Consider the following 18,641-nt stretch of genomic DNA (forward strand, 5'->3'; position numbering starts at 1 on the left):
CAGGGGAATTTTTATGGTTTTGATAAAAGAATGGTTGTTTGTTTCGATAGATCTTCAAATGTTTCCTGACTCAGTTTGGAATCTGAAACGATCGTATCAATCTCTGAGATATTGTAGAAGGTGTAGAAATCAAACTTATTAAACTTGCTGTGGTCTGCCAGTAAGTATTTTTTATTGGCATTGTTCAAGGCGATTCGTTGTACCTCGCCCTCTTCTTCACTGAAAGTAGCAATTGCCTTATCCTTAATACCATTACAGCTAACAAATGCCTTAGAAAACTGAAGGTTTGTCAAATCCTGTAAGGTAAGTGTACCTACAAAAGCACCAGTGATAGCGCGATAATTTCCACCAATCAAGATCAAATCTGTTAGTTTTCGTTCGTTTAGGATGAGAAAAACTGGAAGACTGTTTGTTACAACGCGAATGTTATCGATAGGGAGCTCGCGAGCAAAACATTCTAAGGTTGTTCCTGGCCCGATAAAAATGGTTTCTCCTTCGTCAATCAAACGACCTGCAAAACGACTAATTTCTTGTTTTTCAGCAATCTGTAAGCCTTGTTTTTCAACGTTTGACCGTTCGTTGTTTAAGAGAGAACCTGTACGAAGTTTTTCAGCACCACCATGCACACGAACCAGCAAATCCTTATCTGCCAATTCTTGTAAGTAGCGACGAGCTGTCATATCTGATACATCCAGACGCGTCATGATTTCTTTTACAGTAATAGTTCCCTTTGTATTTACTGTTTCTAGAATATTATCTAGTTTTTCTTGCTTTAGCATCCTTATCACCTCGATTTCTACTATCATTATCTTACCATAAAACGCTCAATATATCAAATAGAAAAAAACAAAATAAAACAAAAAACAAAAAACAAAAATATCATGGTTGTTTTAAACAAACCATGATATTTTGAATGATTGGCCAAATTAGTCTAAACCGTAGTTGTAATCTTCATCTTGCATAGCTTCAACTTCACCAAGGAGATAACCATTTCCGACTTGAGAAAAGAAGTCGTGGTTAGAAGTTCCTGTTGAAATACCGTTCATGACGATTGGGTTGACATCATCAGCTGAGTCTGGGAAGAGTGGATCTTGTCCTAGGTTCATAAGGGCCTTATTGGCATTGTAGCGAAGGAAGGTTTTGACTTCTTCAGTCCAACCAACACCGTCATAGAGACTTTCTGTATAGCCCTCTTCGTTCTCATAGAGGGTATAGAGCAGGTCGTACATCCATTCTTTGAGTTTTTCTTGCTCTTCTTCAGGTAATTCATTGAAACCAAGTTGGAATTTGTAACCGATGTAAGTTCCGTGAACAGACTCATCACGAATGATCAGTTTGATGATTTCCGCAACATTGGCCAGTTTGTTGTTACCGAGATAGTAGAGCGGTGTGAAGAAACCAGAGTAGAAGAGGAAGGTTTCAAGGAAGACGCTGGCAACCTTCTTTTCAAGAGGCGTACCATTGAGGTAGATTTCGTTGATAATTTCAGCTTTTCTTTGTAGGTAAGGGTTGGTGTTGGTCCATTCAAAGATTTCTTCAATTTCAGCCTTGGTGTTCAAGGTTGAAAAGATAGAAGAGTAAGATTTTGCGTGGACAGATTCCATAAATTGGATATTGTTGAAAACAGCTTCCTCATGCGGTGTACGGATGTCTGAACGAAGAGCCTGAACCCCTGTTTCTGATTGCATGGTATCAAGAAGGGTCAAACCACCAAAGACTTTTCCTACCAAGTCTTTTTCCTTGTTTGATAGTTTTCTCCAGTCGTCAAGGTCATTTGATAAGGGGATACGAGTGTCGAGCCAGAATTGCTCCGTCAGCTTTTCCCAAGTTGATTTGTCGATGACATCTTCGATGGCATTCCAGTTAATGGCTTTGTAGTAAGTTTCCATTTTGAAATCTCTTTCTGTATGTAATAATGCGATAAAGGAATCTTCTCTATTTTATCATAGTCTGAGAAGAGTATCGCACAAAAAGTCGGAAGACCGACTTTTTAGTTTTTCATAGTATTTAAGATACTTATCAAGTTTTGTATGATGGGGAACTTAATCAGTAGTCTGAGAAAATGTGGTTGCCCCAGATAAAAATTAAATCACACAGCTTTCACATTGGTTAGCACCGACTTCTCCACCGTCGTCTGTAAAGGTACGGACGTAGTAGATAGACTTGATACCCTTGTTAAAGGCATAGTTACGAAGGATAGATAGGTCACGTGTCGTTTGTTTGTTTTCCTTCTTCCATTCGTAAAGACCTTTTGGAATATCACTACGCATGAAGAGGGTGAGTGAAAGTCCTTGGTCCACGTGCTCTGTTGCAGCAGCGTAAACATCAATCACCTTACGCATATCCATATCGTAAGCAGAAGTGTAGTAAGGGATAGTATCTGTTGACAAACCTGCAGCAGGATAATAGATTTTACCGATTTTCTTCTCTTGGCGTTCTTCAATACGTTGCGTAATCGGGTGGATAGAAGCAGAAACATCGTTGATGTAGCTGATAGAACCATTTGGCGCTACAGCAAGGCGGTTTTGGTGATAAAGACCATCTGCTTGAACCTTTTCGCGAAGTTCAGCCCAATCAGCAGCACTTGGAATAAAGATATCTTTGAAGAGTTCTTTAACACGGTCTGATTTTGGAACAAATTCACCAGTTACATACTTGTCGAAGTAGCTTCCGTTAGCATAATCTGATTTTTCAAAGTTGTGGAAGGTGATACCACGTTCGCGGGCGATATTATTTGATTCCACCAAGGTCCAGTAGTTCATAAGCATAAAGTAGATGCTTGTAAATTCAACTGACTCAGGAGATCCGTATTCGATGAGTTGTTGGGCAAGGTAGCTATGAAGCCCCATGGCACCAAGACCAAAGGTGTGAGCCAAACTGTTTCCGTGGTCGATAGTAGGGACAGCTACGATGTGTGAACTATCTGTAACGAAAGTCAAAGCACGAACCATCGCACGGATAGAACGACCAAAGTCAGGTGAGGTCATCATGTTGACCACGTTGGTTGAACCAAGGTTACATGAGACGTCTGTTCCCATTTGAAGGAATTCTTGAGCATCGTTGATCAAACTTGGCTCTTGAACTTGAAGAATCTCAGAACACAAGTTACTCATGATAATCTTTCCATCAACAGGATTCGCACGGTTAGCCGTATCGATGTTGACTACATATGGATAGCCAGACTCTTGTTGCAATTTAGAGATTTCCGTTTCCAAATCACGCGCCTTGATTTTTGTCTTGCGGATATTTGGATTTGCTACTAATTCATCATATTTTTCAGTGATATCGATATAGTTGAATGGCACACCATACTCAAGCTCTACAGAGTAAGGGCTGAAGAGGTACATTTCTTCATTTTTACGAGCCAATTCGTAGAATTTATCTGGTACCACAACTCCAAGTGAGAGGGTCTTCACACGAACTTTTTCATCGGCATTTTCTTTCTTGGTTGAAAGGAAGGCGATGATATCTGGATGAAAGACGTTGAGGTAGACTACACCAGCCCCTTGACGTTGACCCAATTGGTTGGAGTAAGAGAAACTGTCCTCGAAGAGTTTCATAACTGGAACGACACCAGAAGCAGCTCCTTCATAACCTTTGATAGGTGCACCCGCTTCGCGAAGGTTGCTGAGGGTAATTCCCACACCACCACCGATACGAGAAAGCTGGAGGGCAGAGTTGATGGAACGTCCGATAGAGTTCATGTCATCCGTTACTTGAATCAAGAAGCAAGATACCAACTCCCCACGGCGAGCACGACCAGCGTTCAAGAAGGAAGGAGTAGCAGGTTGGTAGCGTTGATGGATGATTTCATTGGCAATATCAATCGCAACAGCTTCATCACCATCAGCAAAATAAAGTGCGTTAAAGAAGACACGGTCTTCCATGCTTTCAAGGTAATATTCACCGTCATTAGTCTTCAAGGCATACTGGTTGTAAAACTTATAGGCAGCCATGAATGATTTGAATTGGAAGTTTTGGTCTTTGATAAATTGATGCAATTCTTCCAAAAACTCTGGACGGTATTTCTTGAGAAATGCAGTTTCGATGTAGTTGTGTTCAATGAGGTAGTTGATTTTATCAGTGATTGAATCAAAAACCATAGTGTTTGGAACTACATTTTCTTTAAAGAAGGCATCCAAGGCTTCTTTATCTTTATGAAGCATGATTTGTCCATTAACAGGACGGTTGATTTCGTTATTGAGACGGAAGTAGGTCACGTCCTCAAGATGTTTTAATCCCATAAAATTTCCCTTATCTAATTACAAAAGAAAGGCTTCTAAGTTAGCCCTAGAAGCAGTTTCTTCTGGATGATGTACTAAGATTATGCTAACTGTTTTAGTTTTCCTGGTTGGAAACCTGAAAAAACTTCAGTTGGTGTTTGGATAATAGGAGCTGCGCTGAAACCGAGCTCTTTAACTTGATCGATGTACTCAGGTTGCTCGTCAAGATTAATCTCACGATAAGCGACATTGTTGCTGTCCAAGAAACGCTTGGTCATCTTACATTGGACACAGTTGTTTTTAGAATAAACGGTTACCATTTTCGTAACTCCTCTTTCAAAATTGATTACTTTCTTAGTATATCAGAAAAAAAAACTTTGTCAAACTTTTTAAACTAAATCTTGTGCTAAAAAGTTACAGTTTCAAAAACAAAGCACAAGATATAGTGTTTTGTCAGAGTGTAAAATTGGTTTTTCATTGAACTATCAAAGTTTATCAAAACAAAAAAACTATATACTGTATATTGGTAAGATAAATAGAAGATTTTCAGCAAGTTATCAGAAAGGAAATAGAAGAAAGTCCATAAAATACTTGAAAAATTATCTAGAAGGTGATATAATACAGTCTTGTAAGGGTTATCACATATAATCCAAAAAAGAAATAACTAAAGGAGAGTCAAACTATGGCTTCTAAAGATTTCCACGTAGTGGCAGAAACAGGTATTCACGCACGTCCAGCAACATTGTTGGTTCAAACAGCTAGCAAATTTGCTTCAGATATCACTCTTGAATACAAAGGTAAATCAGTAAACCTTAAATCTATCATGGGTGTTATGAGTCTTGGTGTTGGCCAAGGTGCTGACGTTACAATTTCAGCTGAAGGTGCAGATGCTGACGACGCAATCGCTGCTATCACTGAAACTATGGAAAAAGAAGGATTGGCATAAGGAAAATGACAGAAATGCTTAAAGGAATCGCAGCATCTGACGGTGTTGCAGTTGCAAAAGCATATCTACTCGTTCAACCGGATTTGTCATTTGAGACTATTACAGTCGAAGATACAAACGCAGAAGAAGCTCGCCTTGATGCCGCTCTACAGGCATCACAAGACGAGCTTTCTGTTATTCGCGAGAAAGCAGTAGGTACGCTCGGTGAAGAAGCAGCTCAAGTTTTTGACGCTCACTTAATGGTTCTTGCTGACCCAGAAATGATCAGCCAAATCAAGGAAACAATCCGTGCGAAGAAAGTGAATGCAGAAGCAGGTCTGAAAGAAGTAACAGACATGTTTATCACTATCTTTGAAGGCATGGAAGACAACCCATACATGCAAGAACGCGCTGCGGATATCCGCGACGTGACAAAACGTGTATTGGCCAACCTCCTTGGTAAAAAATTGCCAAACCCAGCTTCTATCAATGAAGAAGTGATTGTGATTGCGCATGACTTGACTCCTTCAGATACAGCTCAGTTGGACAAAAACTTTGTAAAAGCTTTTGTAACAAACATTGGTGGACGTACAAGCCACTCAGCTATCATGGCGCGTACGCTTGAAATTGCAGCAGTATTGGGTACAAACAACATCACTGAAATCGTTAAAGACGGTGACATTCTTGCCGTTAACGGTATCACAGGTGAGGTTATTATCAACCCAACTGATGAGCAAGCAGCAGAATTCAAGGCTGCTGGTGAAGCGTATGCGAAGCAAAAAGCTGAATGGGCTCTCTTGAAAGATGCTAAAACAGTAACAGCTGATGGTAAACACTTTGAATTGGCTGCCAACATTGGTACTCCAAAAGACGTTGAAGGTGTCAATGACAACGGTGCTGAAGCTGTTGGTCTTTACCGTACAGAGTTCTTGTACATGGATTCTCAAGACTTCCCAACAGAAGACGAGCAATACGAAGCTTACAAGGCTGTACTTGAAGGAATGAACGGTAAACCTGTTGTTGTTCGTACAATGGATATCGGTGGAGATAAGGAACTTCCTTACTTCGATATGCCTCACGAAATGAACCCATTCCTTGGATTCCGTGCCCTTCGTATCTCTATCTCTGAGACTGGAGATGCTATGTTCCGCACACAAATCCGTGCCCTTCTTCGTGCGTCTGTTCACGGTCAATTGCGTATCATGTTCCCAATGGTTGCGCTCTTGAAAGAATTCCGTGCAGCGAAAGCAGTCTTTGACGAAGAAAAAGCAAACCTTCTTGCTGAAGGTGTTGCAGTTGCGGATAATATTCAAGTTGGTATCATGATCGAAATCCCAGCAGCAGCAATGCTTGCAGACCAATTTGCTAAAGAAGTTGACTTCTTCTCAATTGGTACAAACGACTTGATCCAATACACAATGGCAGCAGACCGTATGAACGAACAAGTTTCATACCTTTACCAACCATACAACCCATCAATCCTTCGTTTGATTAACAACGTTATCAAAGCAGCTCACGCTGAAGGTAAATGGGCTGGTATGTGTGGTGAGATGGCTGGTGACCAACAAGCTGTTCCACTTCTTGTAGGAATGGGCTTGGATGAGTTCTCTATGTCAGCAACATCAGTACTTCGTACACGTAGCTTGATGAAGAAACTCGATACAGCTAAGATGGAAGAGTACGCAAACCGTGCCCTTACAGAATGCTCAACAATGGAAGAAGTTCTTGAACTTCAAAAAGAATACGTTAATTTTGATTAATCGAAAAGTCCTTGCAACCCAGTTGCAGGGATTTTTTTGATATTTTAAAAAAATGTTCAAGCTAATTCTTCTTATATAAAGTCCATTCTAGAGAAAGTAGCGGTGAAGAATAAAAAATACTTAACCGGTTCATAAAATTCTTGACAAGTTGCAAATTTAGGAGTAAACTATTAACCAGTTAAGTAATAGAGAGGAGTTTCTGCAATTTAGAAATGAATTGTAACTAAAAATATCAAAAAGAAAGTGAGTTTCAATGAAAATTAATAAAAAATACCTTGCTGGTTCTGCGGCAGCTTTAATTTTAAGTGTTTGCTCTTACGAGTTGGGACTGTATCAAGCTAGAACAGTCAAAGAAAATAATCGTGTTTCCTATATAGATGGAAAACAAGCGGCGCAAAAAACGGAGAATCTGACTCCTGATGAGGTTAGCAAGAAAGAAGGCATCAATGCGGAGCAAATCGTCATCAAGATAACAGACCAAGGATATGTTACTTCGCACGGCGACCACTATCATTACTATAATGGCAAGGTCCCTTATGACGCTATCATCAGTGAAGAGTTGCTGATGAATGATCCAAACTACCAGCTCAAGGACGAGGATATTGTCAGTGAAATCAAGGGTGGTTATGTCATCAAGGTAGATGGAAAATACTATGTCTACCTTAAGGATGCTGCACATGCGGATAATGTCCGTACGAAAGAAGAAATCAATCGGCAAAAACAAGAACATAGTCAGCATCGTGAAAGAGGGACTTCAGCAAACGATGGTGCGGTAGCCTTGGCACGTTCACAGGGACGCTACACCACAGATGATGGTTACATCTTTAATGCATCCGATATCATTGAAGATACTGGTGATGCTTATATCGTTCCTCATGGCGACCATTACCATTACATTCCTAAGAGCGAGTTATCAGCCAGCGAATTGGCTGCAGCAGAAGCCTTTCTATCTGGTAGAAGTGGCCAATCAAATACGCCTACTTATCGCCGTACCAATAACAACAGTGCTAGCAGCGATGTAGATAGATGGACTCCATCCTATAATAATCAAGGCAACAGCTATACGAACACGAACACAGCTAACAACAGTAGCGACGATAACCAAGCAAGTCAGAGTGATGAGGATATTGATAGCCTTCTGAAACAACTTTACGCCTTGCCGCTCAGCCAACGACACGTAGAATCTGATGGTCTTGTCTTCGACCCAGCACAGATTACAAGTCGAACAGCTAGAGGAGTTGCTGTGCCTCATGGGAACCATTACCATTTCATCCCTTATTCACAGATGTCTGAATTGGAAGAACGAATCGCTCGTATTATTCCTCTACAGTACAGTTCGAACCATAGGGTGCCGGATTCAAGACCAGAACAACCAAGTCCACAACCGACTCCGGAACCTAGTCCAAGCCCGCAACCTGCACCAACTCCTCAACCAACTCCAAGCAATCCAATTGACGAAAAATTAGTTAAACAGGCTATTCGAAAAGTAGCTGACGGCTATGTCTTTGAGGAGAATGGAACCTCACGTTATATTCCTGCCAAGAAGCTTTCAGCAGAAACAGCAGCAGCAATTGATAGTAAACTAGCCAAGCAAGAAAGTTTGTCTCATAAACTCGGAGCTAAGAAAACCAATCTCCCATCTGATGATCGAGGATTTTACAATAAGGCTTATGATTTACTAGCAAGAATTCATCAGGACTTACTTGATAATAAAGGGCGCCAAGCTGATTTTGACGCTTTGGATAAACTGTTGGAACGTTTAAATGATGAAAGCAGTGATAAAGTCAAGTTGGTGGATGATATCTTGGCCTTTCTAGCACCGATTCGTCATCCAGAACGTTTAGGAAAACCAAATGCGCAAATTGCCTACACTGATGATGAGATTCAGGTAGCCAAGTTGGCAGGCAAGTATACAACAGAAGATGGCTATATCTTTGATCCTCGTGATATCACCAGTGATGAGGGGGATGCCTATGTAGCTCCACATATGACCCATAGTCATTGGATTAAGAAAGATAGTTTGTCTGAAGCCGAAAGAGCGGCAGCCCAGGCTTATGCTAAAGAGAAAGGTTTGACTCCTCCTTCAACAGACCATCAGAATCCAGGAAATACGGAGGCTAAAGGAGCAGAAGCTATCTACAACCGCGTGAAAGCAGCTAAGAAGGTGCCGCTTGATCGTATGCCTTACAATCTCCAACATACCGTGGAAGTTAAAAACGGTAGTTTAATCATTCCTCATTATGATCATTACCATAACATAAAATTTGAGTGGTTTGACGAAGGACTTTATGAGGCACCTAAGGGGTATACTCTTGAGGATCTCTTTGCGACTGTCAAGTACTATGTCGAACATCCAAACGAACGTCCGCATTCAGATAGTGGTTGGGGGAATGCAAGTGACCATGTTCAAAGAAACCAAAATGGTCAAGCTGATACCAATCAAACGGAAAAACCATCAGAGGAGAAACCTCGTACAGAAAAACCTGAGGAAGAAAAACCTCGCGAAGAGAAACCTCAGAGTGAGAAACCAGAATCTCCAAAACCAACTGAGGAGCCAGAAGAAGAATCACCAGAGGAACCAGAAGAACCTCAGGTTGAAACTGAAAAGGTTGAAGAAAAACTGAGAGAGGCTGAAGAGCTACTTGCAAAGATCCAAGACCCCATTATCAAGTCCAATGCCAAAGAAACTCTCACTGGCTTAAAAAATAACCTGCTATTTGGCTCCCAGGACAACAATACTATTATGGCAGAAGCTGAAAAATTATTGGCTTTGTTAAGGGAGAGTAAGTAGTTGTAACAACATTTTCTAACTCCTAAAAACAGGATAGGAGAACTAGAAAAGTTAAAATCGAAAATGAGAACAGAATGTAAGTTCTAGTTCTCATTTTTTTCATGAAAATATGTAAAATATCTTGACATATAGTGTAAATAAAGATAAACTATTTACTAGTTAATTAAATGGTTAAATACTAGTTAAGGAGTAACGATGAAAAAAAGAACATTTCTATTATTAGTGGTAGGTCTCTTGGTTCTTGTCTTAGGAGCATGTAGCCAAAAAGAAAAACAAGAAGCAAAAGGGATGAAGATTGTAACAAGTTTTTACCCAATCTATGCCATGGTCAAAGAGGTATCAGGTGACTTGAATGACGTACGGATGATTCAGTCAAGTAGTGGGATTCACTCCTTTGAACCGTCAGCAAATGACATTGCTGCTATCTATGATGCAGATGTCTTTGTCTACCATTCTCATACGCTCGAATCTTGGGCTGGAAGCCTAGATCCTAACTTGAAAAACTCAAAAGTTAAAGTTTTAGAAGCTTCTGAAGGAATGACCTTGGAGCGTGTACCGGGCTTAGAAGATGTAGAAGCTGGTGACGGCATCGATGAAAAAACACTCTACGACCCTCACACTTGGTTAGATCCAGAAAAAGCAGGTGAAGAAGCTCAGATTATCGCTGACAAACTTTCGGAGATTGATAGTTCTAATAAGGAAACGTATCAAAAGAATGCTAAAAACTTTATCGCTAAAGCCCAAGAATTGACTAAGAAGTACCAGCCTATTTTTGAAAAAGCGAGTCAAAAGACCTTTGTTACACAACACACAGCCTTTTCTTATCTCGCTAAACGCTTTGGTTTGAAACAACTTGGTATAGCAGGGATTTCCCCTGAACAAGAACCAAGTCCGAGACAACTAACAGAAATTCAGGAATTCGTTAAGACCTATAAGGTTAAAACCATCTTTACTGAGAGCAATGCTTCTTCTAAAGTCGCTGAGACCTTGGTCAAATCAACAGGAGTTAGCCTAAAGACACTCAATCCTTTAGAAGCAGATCCTGAAAATGACAAAACTTACTTAGAAAATCTAGAAGAAAACATGAATGTTCTTGCAGAAGAATTAAAATGAGGAGATGATGAAAATGAAGAAGAAATACCTTGCAGCAGGATCGGCTCTTGTCCTTTCCCTAAGCCTTTGCATCTATGCATTGAACCAACACCAGATAGAAGGAAACAAAGATAATAACCGTGTGTCTTATGTCGATGGGAAGCAAGATTCTCAAAAAACAGAGACCCAGACACCAGATCAAGTTAGCAAGAAAGAAGATATTCAGGCTGAACAAATTGTCGTGAAAATCACCGATCAAGGTTATGTGACTTCACATGGTGATCATTTCCATTATTACAATGGTAAAGTTCCTTTTGACGCGATTTTCAGCGAAGAACTGTTGATGAAAGATGCCAATTATCAACTTAAAGACGCTGATATTGTCAATGAAATCAAAGGTGGCTACATTATCAAGGTTGATGGGAAGTATTATGTTTACCTTAAGGATGTGGCGCATGCAGATAACGTTCGTACGAAGGAGGAAATTGAGCGCCAAAAACAAGACCATACTCACGACGCACCAACTTCTAATAGTGCAGTGGCGCTTGCTCAATCTCAAGGTCGCTATACAACTGATGATGGCTACATCTTTAATCCTTCTGATATTATAGAGGATACTGGAGATGCTTATATCGTACCTCACGGTGGACATTACCACTACATTCCAAAGAGTTCCTTGTCTGCTAGCGAATTAGCTGCTGCCCAAGCCTACCTCTCTGGAACTAGAACTCAGCAGAGTGTGACTAACTATCGTCCTAGTCCAAACGAAACTGGTCAAACTACCAACCAAAGTCAACAGGCTGAAACACCAAGTAATCAAGCTGAGAGTCTTCAGAGTCTATTGCAACAGCTCTATGCTCTTCCAAGTAGTCAACGTTATGCTGAATCAGATGGCTTGATTTTTGACCCTGCTAAGATTTCAAGTAGAACACCGAGTGGCGTGGCGATTCCTCACGGAAATCACTATCATTTCATCCCATATACAAAACTTTCTGCCTTGGAAGAAAAGATTGCACGTATGATTCCTTTATCTAGCGACAGTGGGAAGCCAACACCTTTGGAAAATCCAAGCAAACCAGCAGAACATCCAGCTCAACCAGATCATCCTCATGACCAAGACGGTGACCATGGAAGTCAGGGTACCAACCATGAAGATCATGACCATGATGGAGAGGAGCATGACCATCACCACGGTGAAGAACATGATCATGGTTTTGCAGCTGACCATGTTATTAGTGAAGATGAGCAAGGGTTTGTAGTTTCTCATGGAGATCACGCTCATTATTTCTTTAAGAAGGACTTGACTGCAGCCCAAATCAAAGCTGCCCAAGATCACTTGAAAGAAAATCATCAGTCTGAGCCTGTTCAACCACTTGCAAAGACTGTGGAAAGTTTCTCAAGAGATGCTAGCGATGAAGAAAAAATCAAGTATATCTCACAGACCTACGGGGTTCCGCTCGAAGCGATTCGCATTTCAAATGGATTCTTTGTCTTTGGAAATCCGGATCAAGCCTATGATCCAACCCATATCCATCCCTATGCTGTTCGAAAAGAACATGTTCGAATTCCTCTCCAAACTGGGAATCCAGAACTGGACTTCCTAAATGAACTGTATACGACTGCTCTGCGTGATGGGGTGTCTCCTTATAGTTTACAGGTAGAAAGTGGTAGTTTTGTCATTCCTCACGGAGACCACAATCACTACATTAAGGTCCAAACTAAGGGCTATGAAGTAGCTCTGAAGAACAAGATTCCGGCCTTACAATCAAGCTATCAGCCTGGTGCATTTGATGAACAAACTGTTCTTTCTAAAGTTGATCAACTGTTAGCAGATAGCAGAAGTCTCTACAAAGACCAGCCAATCATGCAGAGACGGGTTGAACTTGCTTTGGGACAGTTTACCGAAAATATGAAAAAATTGGCAACAAACTCAACTGCTGGATACCTAGCAACCTTGGATCTCTTCGATAAACAATACATCCATGTGGATCAAAGTGTGGCACCGGTTGAAACTTCACCTTTGGACAAAAAATACCAAGCCCTAGTAGATAAGATCAATACACTGGATACGGATACTTATGGCTTGCCTAAGAAAGATCTTTTGGTACATTTGCAGGAAGCAAAACTAGCACAGGATGAGACAGAGTTGGCTGCCATTGAAGCGAAACTTCAGGCCTTGCAAGATTTCCGAGATCGGACAGGAGTCACAACAGTAGAGTACATCAAGTACTTCTACGAACATGTGTCTGATGGCCGTTTGAGAGAAGAACTTCGAAACCGTGTTGCCAAGCTGACTTGGGAACTTTACCAGTCACAATCTTTCCTCAAAGCAACCGACTTGAACAAGTTATTCCCAACTATTTACCAAACTAAGCTAGAAGTAGAAGAAGCTCTCAAAGAAGAACCCGTTTCTACAAAAGCTGGTAAGACTATTCTAGATACGGAAAAAGTAGATAGTCAAACTGCTAAGACCGCCATCTATGAATTCCTAAAAGAGCTCTACGGTGATTTTATGCCAGAAGAGCGGGTTAGCCATGTTAAGAAGGAAGAAGTGGATGCTCTTCTAACAAAAGCTGCCCAACTCCTAGCACGTGTCAAAGAAGATGGTGTCAAACAATCCCTAGCTGAAGAAGCAGCTAATATCAAAGCGGCTATTGAGAAGGAAAATGCAGACCTTGACGAAGCTAAAACACAACTTGAGGATCTTTTAAATCGTATTGCAGCGACTATCCAACGAGAGAAAAAAGAAGCAGAACAAGATCCACAAACGGTGATTATCTACCAAAAACTCTATAATGTCTTGCTCTCTCTTCACAAGTATTTAGAGGATAACAAAGGATCCGATGCTGACTTTGAACGTGTTGATGCCCTATTTGATCAACTTGCAGCCAAAAGCAGTGATAAAGAAGGTCTCCTCACTCTAGCTAAAGAAATCATTAGCTTGAACCAAGAACTCCGTTCAAAAGCAAGTGAAACTAATAGCCAATCTAAGTCTGAGAAAGACAGTGAAACAGATGCTTCTAAACCAACAGAAAAGCAAGCACAAAGTGAGTCTGAGCTAAGTGCTCAACCAAACGAATAAAAAGAAAGGCGAAGTAGCTAAGCTACCTCGTCTTTTTAGTCTTTATAAGATACAATGCCAATGATGGTATCCACCGCACGCTCCATGGTCTGAAGGCTGACGTATTCAAAACGTCCGTGCATGTTTTCACCTCCAGCAAAGATATTTGGAGTTGGAATACCCATAAAGGAAATCTTAGAGCCATCAGTCCCACCACGAATTGGTTCGATAATAGGCGTAATCCCTAGATCTTCCATAACAGTCTTAGCAATAGTAATAGGTGTCATGTCTTTCTCAATGACTTCCTTCATATTGTAGTACTGGTCTGTCAGAGTCAAGCTAACGCGATCATTCCCAAGCTCTTGATTCATCTTATCCGCAATAGACTGCATAGCCGCTTTACGAGCTTCAAAGGAATCCTTTTCAAAGTCACGAATGATGTAGCTTGCACGCGCCTCCTCGACACTACCTGTCACATCCATAAGATGATAGAAACCTTGGTAACCGTCTGTCAATTCAGGTCGGTCATTCTCTGGAAGTTGATTATGAAAATCAATCGCTAGCTGAAGGGCATTGACCATCTGTCCTTTAGCAGTACCAGGGTGAACATTGCGCCCTTGGAAATGAAGCTCAGCAGCAACGGCTGAGAAAGTCTCGTACTGAAGTTCTCCTAGCGGACCACCATCAACAGTATAGGCAAAGTCAACGTCAAAGTCATCTGCATCAAATTTATTAGCACCAACGCCAATTTCTTCATCTGGTCCAAAACCAACTCGAATCTCACAGTGTTTGATTTCGGGATGAGCAGTCAGATATTCAATTGCAGTCATAATCTCAGCAATTCCTGATTTGTCATCAGCACCCAGCAAGGTCGTGCCATCAGTTGTGATAAGCGTTTGGCCTGGATATTTCTCAAGACTCTTAAAGTCAGCTGGATCTAGTTTAAATCCAGAATCTCCTAAGTCGATAGCTCCACCATCGTAATTTTTGATGACTTGCGGATTAACTCCCTCAGCATTAAAGTCAGCTGTGTCCATGTGGGAGATGAAGCCAATCTTGCGTGTCAAGCTGGGATCATTAGCTGGTAAGGTACCAATGGCAAAACCATTTGGGAGGTAGTAAACATTTTGCAGACCGACACGTTTCATTTCAGGAATAAGAACATTGGTCGCAAAATCTATCTGGCTTTGCGTACTTGGAGTAGTAGTCGAGTGTTCATCAGAACGCGTATTGACCTTAACGTAGGTCAAAAAACGATCTAAAAGGTTCGGATAAGTCATAAAAACTCCTTTTACAATCATAAAATAGAATGCAAACTTCGGAAAAACCTTATTCTGAAAATTTCATGAATTTTGAAAAAATATAATAATTCAAATTCAATAGACTTTTAAATGAAATTTTGGATATTCTAGAATAAAATATATGCATTGATATTTTATGAGATTTTTTTATTCTTTTTTCATTTTACCATAGAATAGTTTGAAAGACAAAGAAGAATCATACTCTTTTATTGATTAATATAATATAAAATTAATCATATTAATTGACACTGCGTGAACTTTATTGTACAATTATCTTGTAAATGTCCTAGATTGATATAGTAACAATATTAGTACATTCTAGTTAAGGAGAATAAAATGAACATTCGTTTCGATTTTAAGAAAGTTCAAATTATTGCGCGCCGTTTAGTTACACTGTTAGCTATTCTCTTTTTGTGTGCTCCGATAAGCCTGTTAAATGCTGATTCTACTACAGAACCTCAGACAACCCTTCATAAAACAATTACTCCGATATCGGGACAGGATGACAAGTATGAGTTGTCATTGGATATCACGTCCAAACTGGGAACGGAGACCCAAACGGATCCCTTGGATGTTGTTTTAGTAGCAGACTTATCTGGAAGTATGACTTATCAGGATGTCAACTCCTCTAATGGGGCTTTGATTAGTCGGCTTCAAGCTCTGAAAAATACACTCCAAGGCGAAAACGGTCGTCGTGGTTTGATAGATACAATCCTTTCAAACTCTAACAACCGTTTATCAATTGTTGGATTTGCTGGGAAAATAGATAACCAACGTTACAATAGTTATTATCAATGGCCAGCTTGGGCGGGGTACTTTTCTGGTATTTCCTCTCATGATGATGCTAAGACAGTATTAAACTGGAGCAATGATGTTCAAGGAGCCAAAAGAATGGTTTCTAGAATGTCTGTTGATAATAGTGGTGATTCGATTGGTTACGAAGGAGGAATAGGTACAGGTACAAATATTGGAGCAGGACTTCAGTCAGCAACAGAATTACTTCAGTCAGCCAGATCAAGTGCAAAAAAGGTTGTTATTCTTTTGTCAGATGGTTTTGCGAACATGTACTACGATACTAGAGGCTATACGATCTACAATTGGAGCAATAATGATGGTGTAACAGAAATAGCTCCATCGTGGTATCAAACCAATCTAAACACGTTTACTGAAACAGTTTCTGGTTATCTTGCTCCCAAGATTGATGGATTTTATTCTATCAAATTCCGCTACTCTAATAGTACAGATAGTATTTCTAAACTAAAAGAGTACATTGGTAGTTATAATTCTTCCATTCCAAACGAAATATTATCCGCTAACAATGAAAGGGAATTGAGAGAACAATTTAAGGAAATCACCAAGAAAATCCTTCCCCTAGCTGTTCACCATGTGACCATCAAGGATGTTTTGTCCAAATATGTTCAACTTCTTCCCGATAACAGTTCAAATATTCGAGTTGTAAAAATCGAAAACGATAAAGAGGAAACCTTGGGATCAGATAAGGTTACGCTGGAAACAAGGAAGAATGAAAATGGTCTGGTCGAAGTAACAGCAAAATTTAATCCTAACTACATTCTTGATGATGGTGTGAAGTACGCCCTCAAATTCACTGTTACATCTAGTCAAGATGCTCTGGATGCCATTGCTGGTGATAAAAAACTAGAGGCTGGTGATGCTGAAGGTTCGGATGTCAATAAACTCTACTCCAATAAAGGTGCCAGTGTCACCTATTCCTATGGAATAGGCACCTCTCAAACCAAGACCAAAGAATACTCTGACAACCCAACCTTTAAGCCTTCAGATCCATTAACGGTACCAGTGGAAGTTGAATGGCAAGGTGTGACGGGTGCGAGAACTGTCATTACAGCTGATCAACCGAGTAATGTTGAACTGAAACTGGTTCAAAAGAACAAGAACGGAGGTCCTGATAATCAAGACTATCGAAAGACCAATGTGAATGTTAGTAAAAACGTATCTAATGAAACGAGGAACTTTGAAAAAGTTGCCAAAGGATATCAATACGATTTAATTGCACCAGACGTCCCCGCCTTTACCAAAGAAATAAAAAATGTTGGTACAGAAACTAAACCATCCTTCAAGGTAATCTATAAACAATTGCCAAGTCTGACGATTAAGAAAGTGTTGGAAGCTGAAAGTAACTTGAACAAAGAGTTTAGGATTAAGGTAAAACTAACCTCTCCTAATTCTACGCCATTGAATGGAACTTTTGGCGAGATAACTGTTGTGAATGGAGAAGCGGAGATCCGTGTCGAAAAACGAAAACGTTGGAAAGGTATTCTAAGCTATCTTCCTCGAGGAACCCATTACAAGGTTGAAGAAGAAGCGGCATCAACGAATGGTTACCACGTTACATATGAGAATCAAGAGGGCGATCTGAATAAAGACGAGACCACCATTGTCACAAATCACAAGCTTCCAAGTTTATCAGTCACAAAAAAAGTTACAGGTGTATTTGCCAATCTATTAAAATCCTTCAAGATTACCATTAACATCAGGGATGCTCAGAACAGTCCATTGAATGGAACCTATAATGCAACGGTGAATAATAAAAGAATTCCTTTGCAATTTACGAACGGTCGAGCGTCTATAGATCTAAACAAAGATCAAACCATAAAAATTGATGGACTTCCACTCAATAGTCACTACACTATTGAAGAGGAATCAAACTCTTCTCGTGGATATCAGGTATCTTATGAGAATCAAGAAGGCAAACTGGATGGGGATAAGTCCGCGACAGTCACGAATAATAAGAATAGTGTACCTGAAACCGGAGTTGACTTCCTCAGCAGTACACTCGTGTTAGGAATAATCCTTCCTCTAGGAGGTATCTTCTTTACAATCCTACTCGGCTATCTAGTGGTACATAGGAGAAAATAATGCTACTTAAAAAGAAACATAAGAAAACAGTAACACAAGTCAGTCGGGATAAGTCTCCGCCGAGTGTATGGGGAGATATCCTCTACTTAGTCAGTAAGCTTCTGATGGTTGGGTTTGTACTGGCCACCCTTTACTTTTTTGTCTTTGGACTATTGAGATACAATGACGATGGCATGAAGCCAGCCTTAAAAGATGGCGACTTGGTTGTCTACTATAGGTTGGATAAACGTTATTCGATTGGTGACCTGCTCGTCTATAGTTATAAGGGCAAGGAAAGAGTGGCGCGTGTCATAGCAACCGAAGGAAGTACGATCGATATAAACGAAAATGGTCTCATCATCAACGGTTCTCCTCAACAAGAGCAGGATATCTACAAAGAAACGCTGCTCTATAAGGAAGGGGCTACCTTCCCAATGAAAGTCCCAGCAGGACAACTCTTTGTCCTCGGGGACAATCGAACAACGGCTGTAGATAGTCGTGCTTTTGGAACCATTCCTATACAGGATACCCATGGCAAGGTGGTAACAGTCTTAAGGCGACGGGGCTTTTGATGATAATTTATGAAAAAAGAAATTAAAAAATAAAAGGAATAA

The 18,641-nt window shown here is 40.4% G+C and carries 12 protein-coding genes; 7 read left to right on the top strand and 5 right to left on the bottom strand.

What is annotated here, in order from left to right; translation table 11 throughout:
• Positions 1-11: 11 nt before the first annotated feature.
• From P8P68_RS02015 to nrdH, 4 genes are all read right to left on the bottom strand, one after another.
• The gene (locus P8P68_RS02015; RefSeq protein ID WP_061427277.1) at positions 12-779 is read right to left on the bottom strand and encodes a DeoR/GlpR family DNA-binding transcription regulator; all 768 of its coding nucleotides are present in this window, start codon (positions 777-779) and stop codon (positions 12-14) included.
• A gap of 147 nt (positions 780-926) precedes the next feature.
• Complete coding sequence (nrdF, locus tag P8P68_RS02020) at positions 927-1,889, bottom strand: class 1b ribonucleoside-diphosphate reductase subunit beta (RefSeq protein WP_000451379.1); 963 nt, start codon at positions 1,887-1,889, stop codon at positions 927-929.
• Between the two features lie 195 nt (positions 1,890-2,084).
• Positions 2,085-4,244, bottom strand: a complete 2,160-nt coding sequence (gene nrdE / locus P8P68_RS02025) for a class 1b ribonucleoside-diphosphate reductase subunit alpha (RefSeq protein ID WP_278276059.1) — start codon at positions 4,242-4,244, stop codon at positions 2,085-2,087.
• Between the two features lie 80 nt (positions 4,245-4,324).
• Positions 4,325-4,543: a glutaredoxin-like protein NrdH gene (gene nrdH, locus P8P68_RS02030; RefSeq protein ID WP_000259239.1), complete on the bottom strand. Its 219-nt coding sequence runs from the start codon at positions 4,541-4,543 to the stop codon at positions 4,325-4,327.
• A 362-nt stretch (positions 4,544-4,905) separates the two neighbouring features.
• Here nrdH and P8P68_RS02035 point away from each other — a divergent pair, with 362 nt between their 5' ends.
• The 5 genes from P8P68_RS02035 (at position 4,906) to P8P68_RS02055 (ending at position 13,873) form a co-directional block, all read left to right on the top strand.
• Positions 4,906-5,169, top strand: a complete 264-nt coding sequence (locus tag P8P68_RS02035; RefSeq protein WP_000146948.1) for a phosphocarrier protein HPr — start codon at positions 4,906-4,908, stop codon at positions 5,167-5,169.
• 5 nt (positions 5,170-5,174) lie between these two features.
• Entirely contained in the window at positions 5,175-6,908 is a 1,734-nt protein-coding gene (gene ptsP / locus P8P68_RS02040) for a phosphoenolpyruvate--protein phosphotransferase (RefSeq protein ID WP_000138129.1), read from the top strand.
• A 253-nt stretch (positions 6,909-7,161) separates the two neighbouring features.
• Positions 7,162-9,699 (top strand): pneumococcal-type histidine triad protein, encoded by a 2,538-nt coding sequence (locus P8P68_RS02045; protein ID WP_278276061.1) that lies wholly within the window; start codon positions 7,162-7,164, stop codon positions 9,697-9,699.
• Between the two features lie 195 nt (positions 9,700-9,894).
• Positions 9,895-10,812 (top strand): zinc ABC transporter substrate-binding protein, encoded by a 918-nt coding sequence (locus tag P8P68_RS02050; RefSeq protein WP_000747426.1) that lies wholly within the window; start codon positions 9,895-9,897, stop codon positions 10,810-10,812.
• A gap of 13 nt (positions 10,813-10,825) precedes the next feature.
• Positions 10,826-13,873: a pneumococcal-type histidine triad protein gene (locus P8P68_RS02055; RefSeq protein ID WP_278276062.1), complete on the top strand. Its 3,048-nt coding sequence runs from the start codon at positions 10,826-10,828 to the stop codon at positions 13,871-13,873.
• 35 nt (positions 13,874-13,908) lie between these two features.
• On the opposite strand, the gene pepT is transcribed toward P8P68_RS02055, so the two are convergent.
• Entirely contained in the window at positions 13,909-15,132 is a 1,224-nt protein-coding gene (gene pepT / locus P8P68_RS02060; protein WP_084880673.1) for a peptidase T, read from the bottom strand.
• A 357-nt stretch (positions 15,133-15,489) separates the two neighbouring features.
• Here pepT and pitA point away from each other — a divergent pair, with 357 nt between their 5' ends.
• Both pitA and sipA read left to right on the top strand, forming a co-directional pair.
• Positions 15,490-18,048: a PI-2 pilus tip adhesin PitA gene (gene pitA, locus P8P68_RS02065; protein WP_084880674.1), complete on the top strand. Its 2,559-nt coding sequence runs from the start codon at positions 15,490-15,492 to the stop codon at positions 18,046-18,048.
• Entirely contained in the window at positions 18,048-18,599 is a 552-nt protein-coding gene (gene sipA, locus P8P68_RS02070; RefSeq protein WP_000924791.1) for a PI-2 pilus system signal peptidase SipA, read from the top strand. Before pitA ends, sipA begins: the two co-directional genes overlap by 1 nt.
• The last annotated feature ends 42 nt before the right edge of the window (positions 18,600-18,641 follow it).

Origin of the sequence: Streptococcus sp. D7B5 (genome assembly GCF_029691405.1) — a bacterium.
In the GTDB taxonomy this organism is placed as follows: Bacteria; Bacillota; Bacilli; order Lactobacillales; family Streptococcaceae; genus Streptococcus.

Bases quoted from the DNA above. Each gene is read 5' to 3' on its own strand.
- P8P68_RS02015 (WP_061427277.1), bottom strand. From the start codon at position 779: ATGCTAAAGCAAGAAAAACTAGATAATATTCTAGAAACAGTAAATACA.
- nrdF (WP_000451379.1), bottom strand. From the start codon at position 1,889: ATGGAAACTTACTACAAAGCCATTAACTGGAATGCCATCGAAGATGTC.
- nrdE (WP_278276059.1), bottom strand. From the start codon at position 4,244: ATGGGATTAAAACATCTTGAGGACGTGACCTACTTCCGTCTCAATAAC.
- nrdH (WP_000259239.1), bottom strand. From the start codon at position 4,543: ATGGTAACCGTTTATTCTAAAAACAACTGTGTCCAATGTAAGATGACC.
- P8P68_RS02035 (WP_000146948.1), top strand. From the start codon at position 4,906: ATGGCTTCTAAAGATTTCCACGTAGTGGCAGAAACAGGTATTCACGCA.
- ptsP (WP_000138129.1), top strand. From the start codon at position 5,175: ATGACAGAAATGCTTAAAGGAATCGCAGCATCTGACGGTGTTGCAGTT.
- P8P68_RS02045 (WP_278276061.1), top strand. From the start codon at position 7,162: ATGAAAATTAATAAAAAATACCTTGCTGGTTCTGCGGCAGCTTTAATT.
- P8P68_RS02050 (WP_000747426.1), top strand. From the start codon at position 9,895: ATGAAAAAAAGAACATTTCTATTATTAGTGGTAGGTCTCTTGGTTCTT.
- P8P68_RS02055 (WP_278276062.1), top strand. From the start codon at position 10,826: ATGAAGAAGAAATACCTTGCAGCAGGATCGGCTCTTGTCCTTTCCCTA.
- pepT (WP_084880673.1), bottom strand. From the start codon at position 15,132: ATGACTTATCCGAACCTTTTAGATCGTTTTTTGACCTACGTTAAGGTC.
- pitA (WP_084880674.1), top strand. From the start codon at position 15,490: ATGAACATTCGTTTCGATTTTAAGAAAGTTCAAATTATTGCGCGCCGT.
- sipA (WP_000924791.1), top strand. From the start codon at position 18,048: ATGCTACTTAAAAAGAAACATAAGAAAACAGTAACACAAGTCAGTCGG.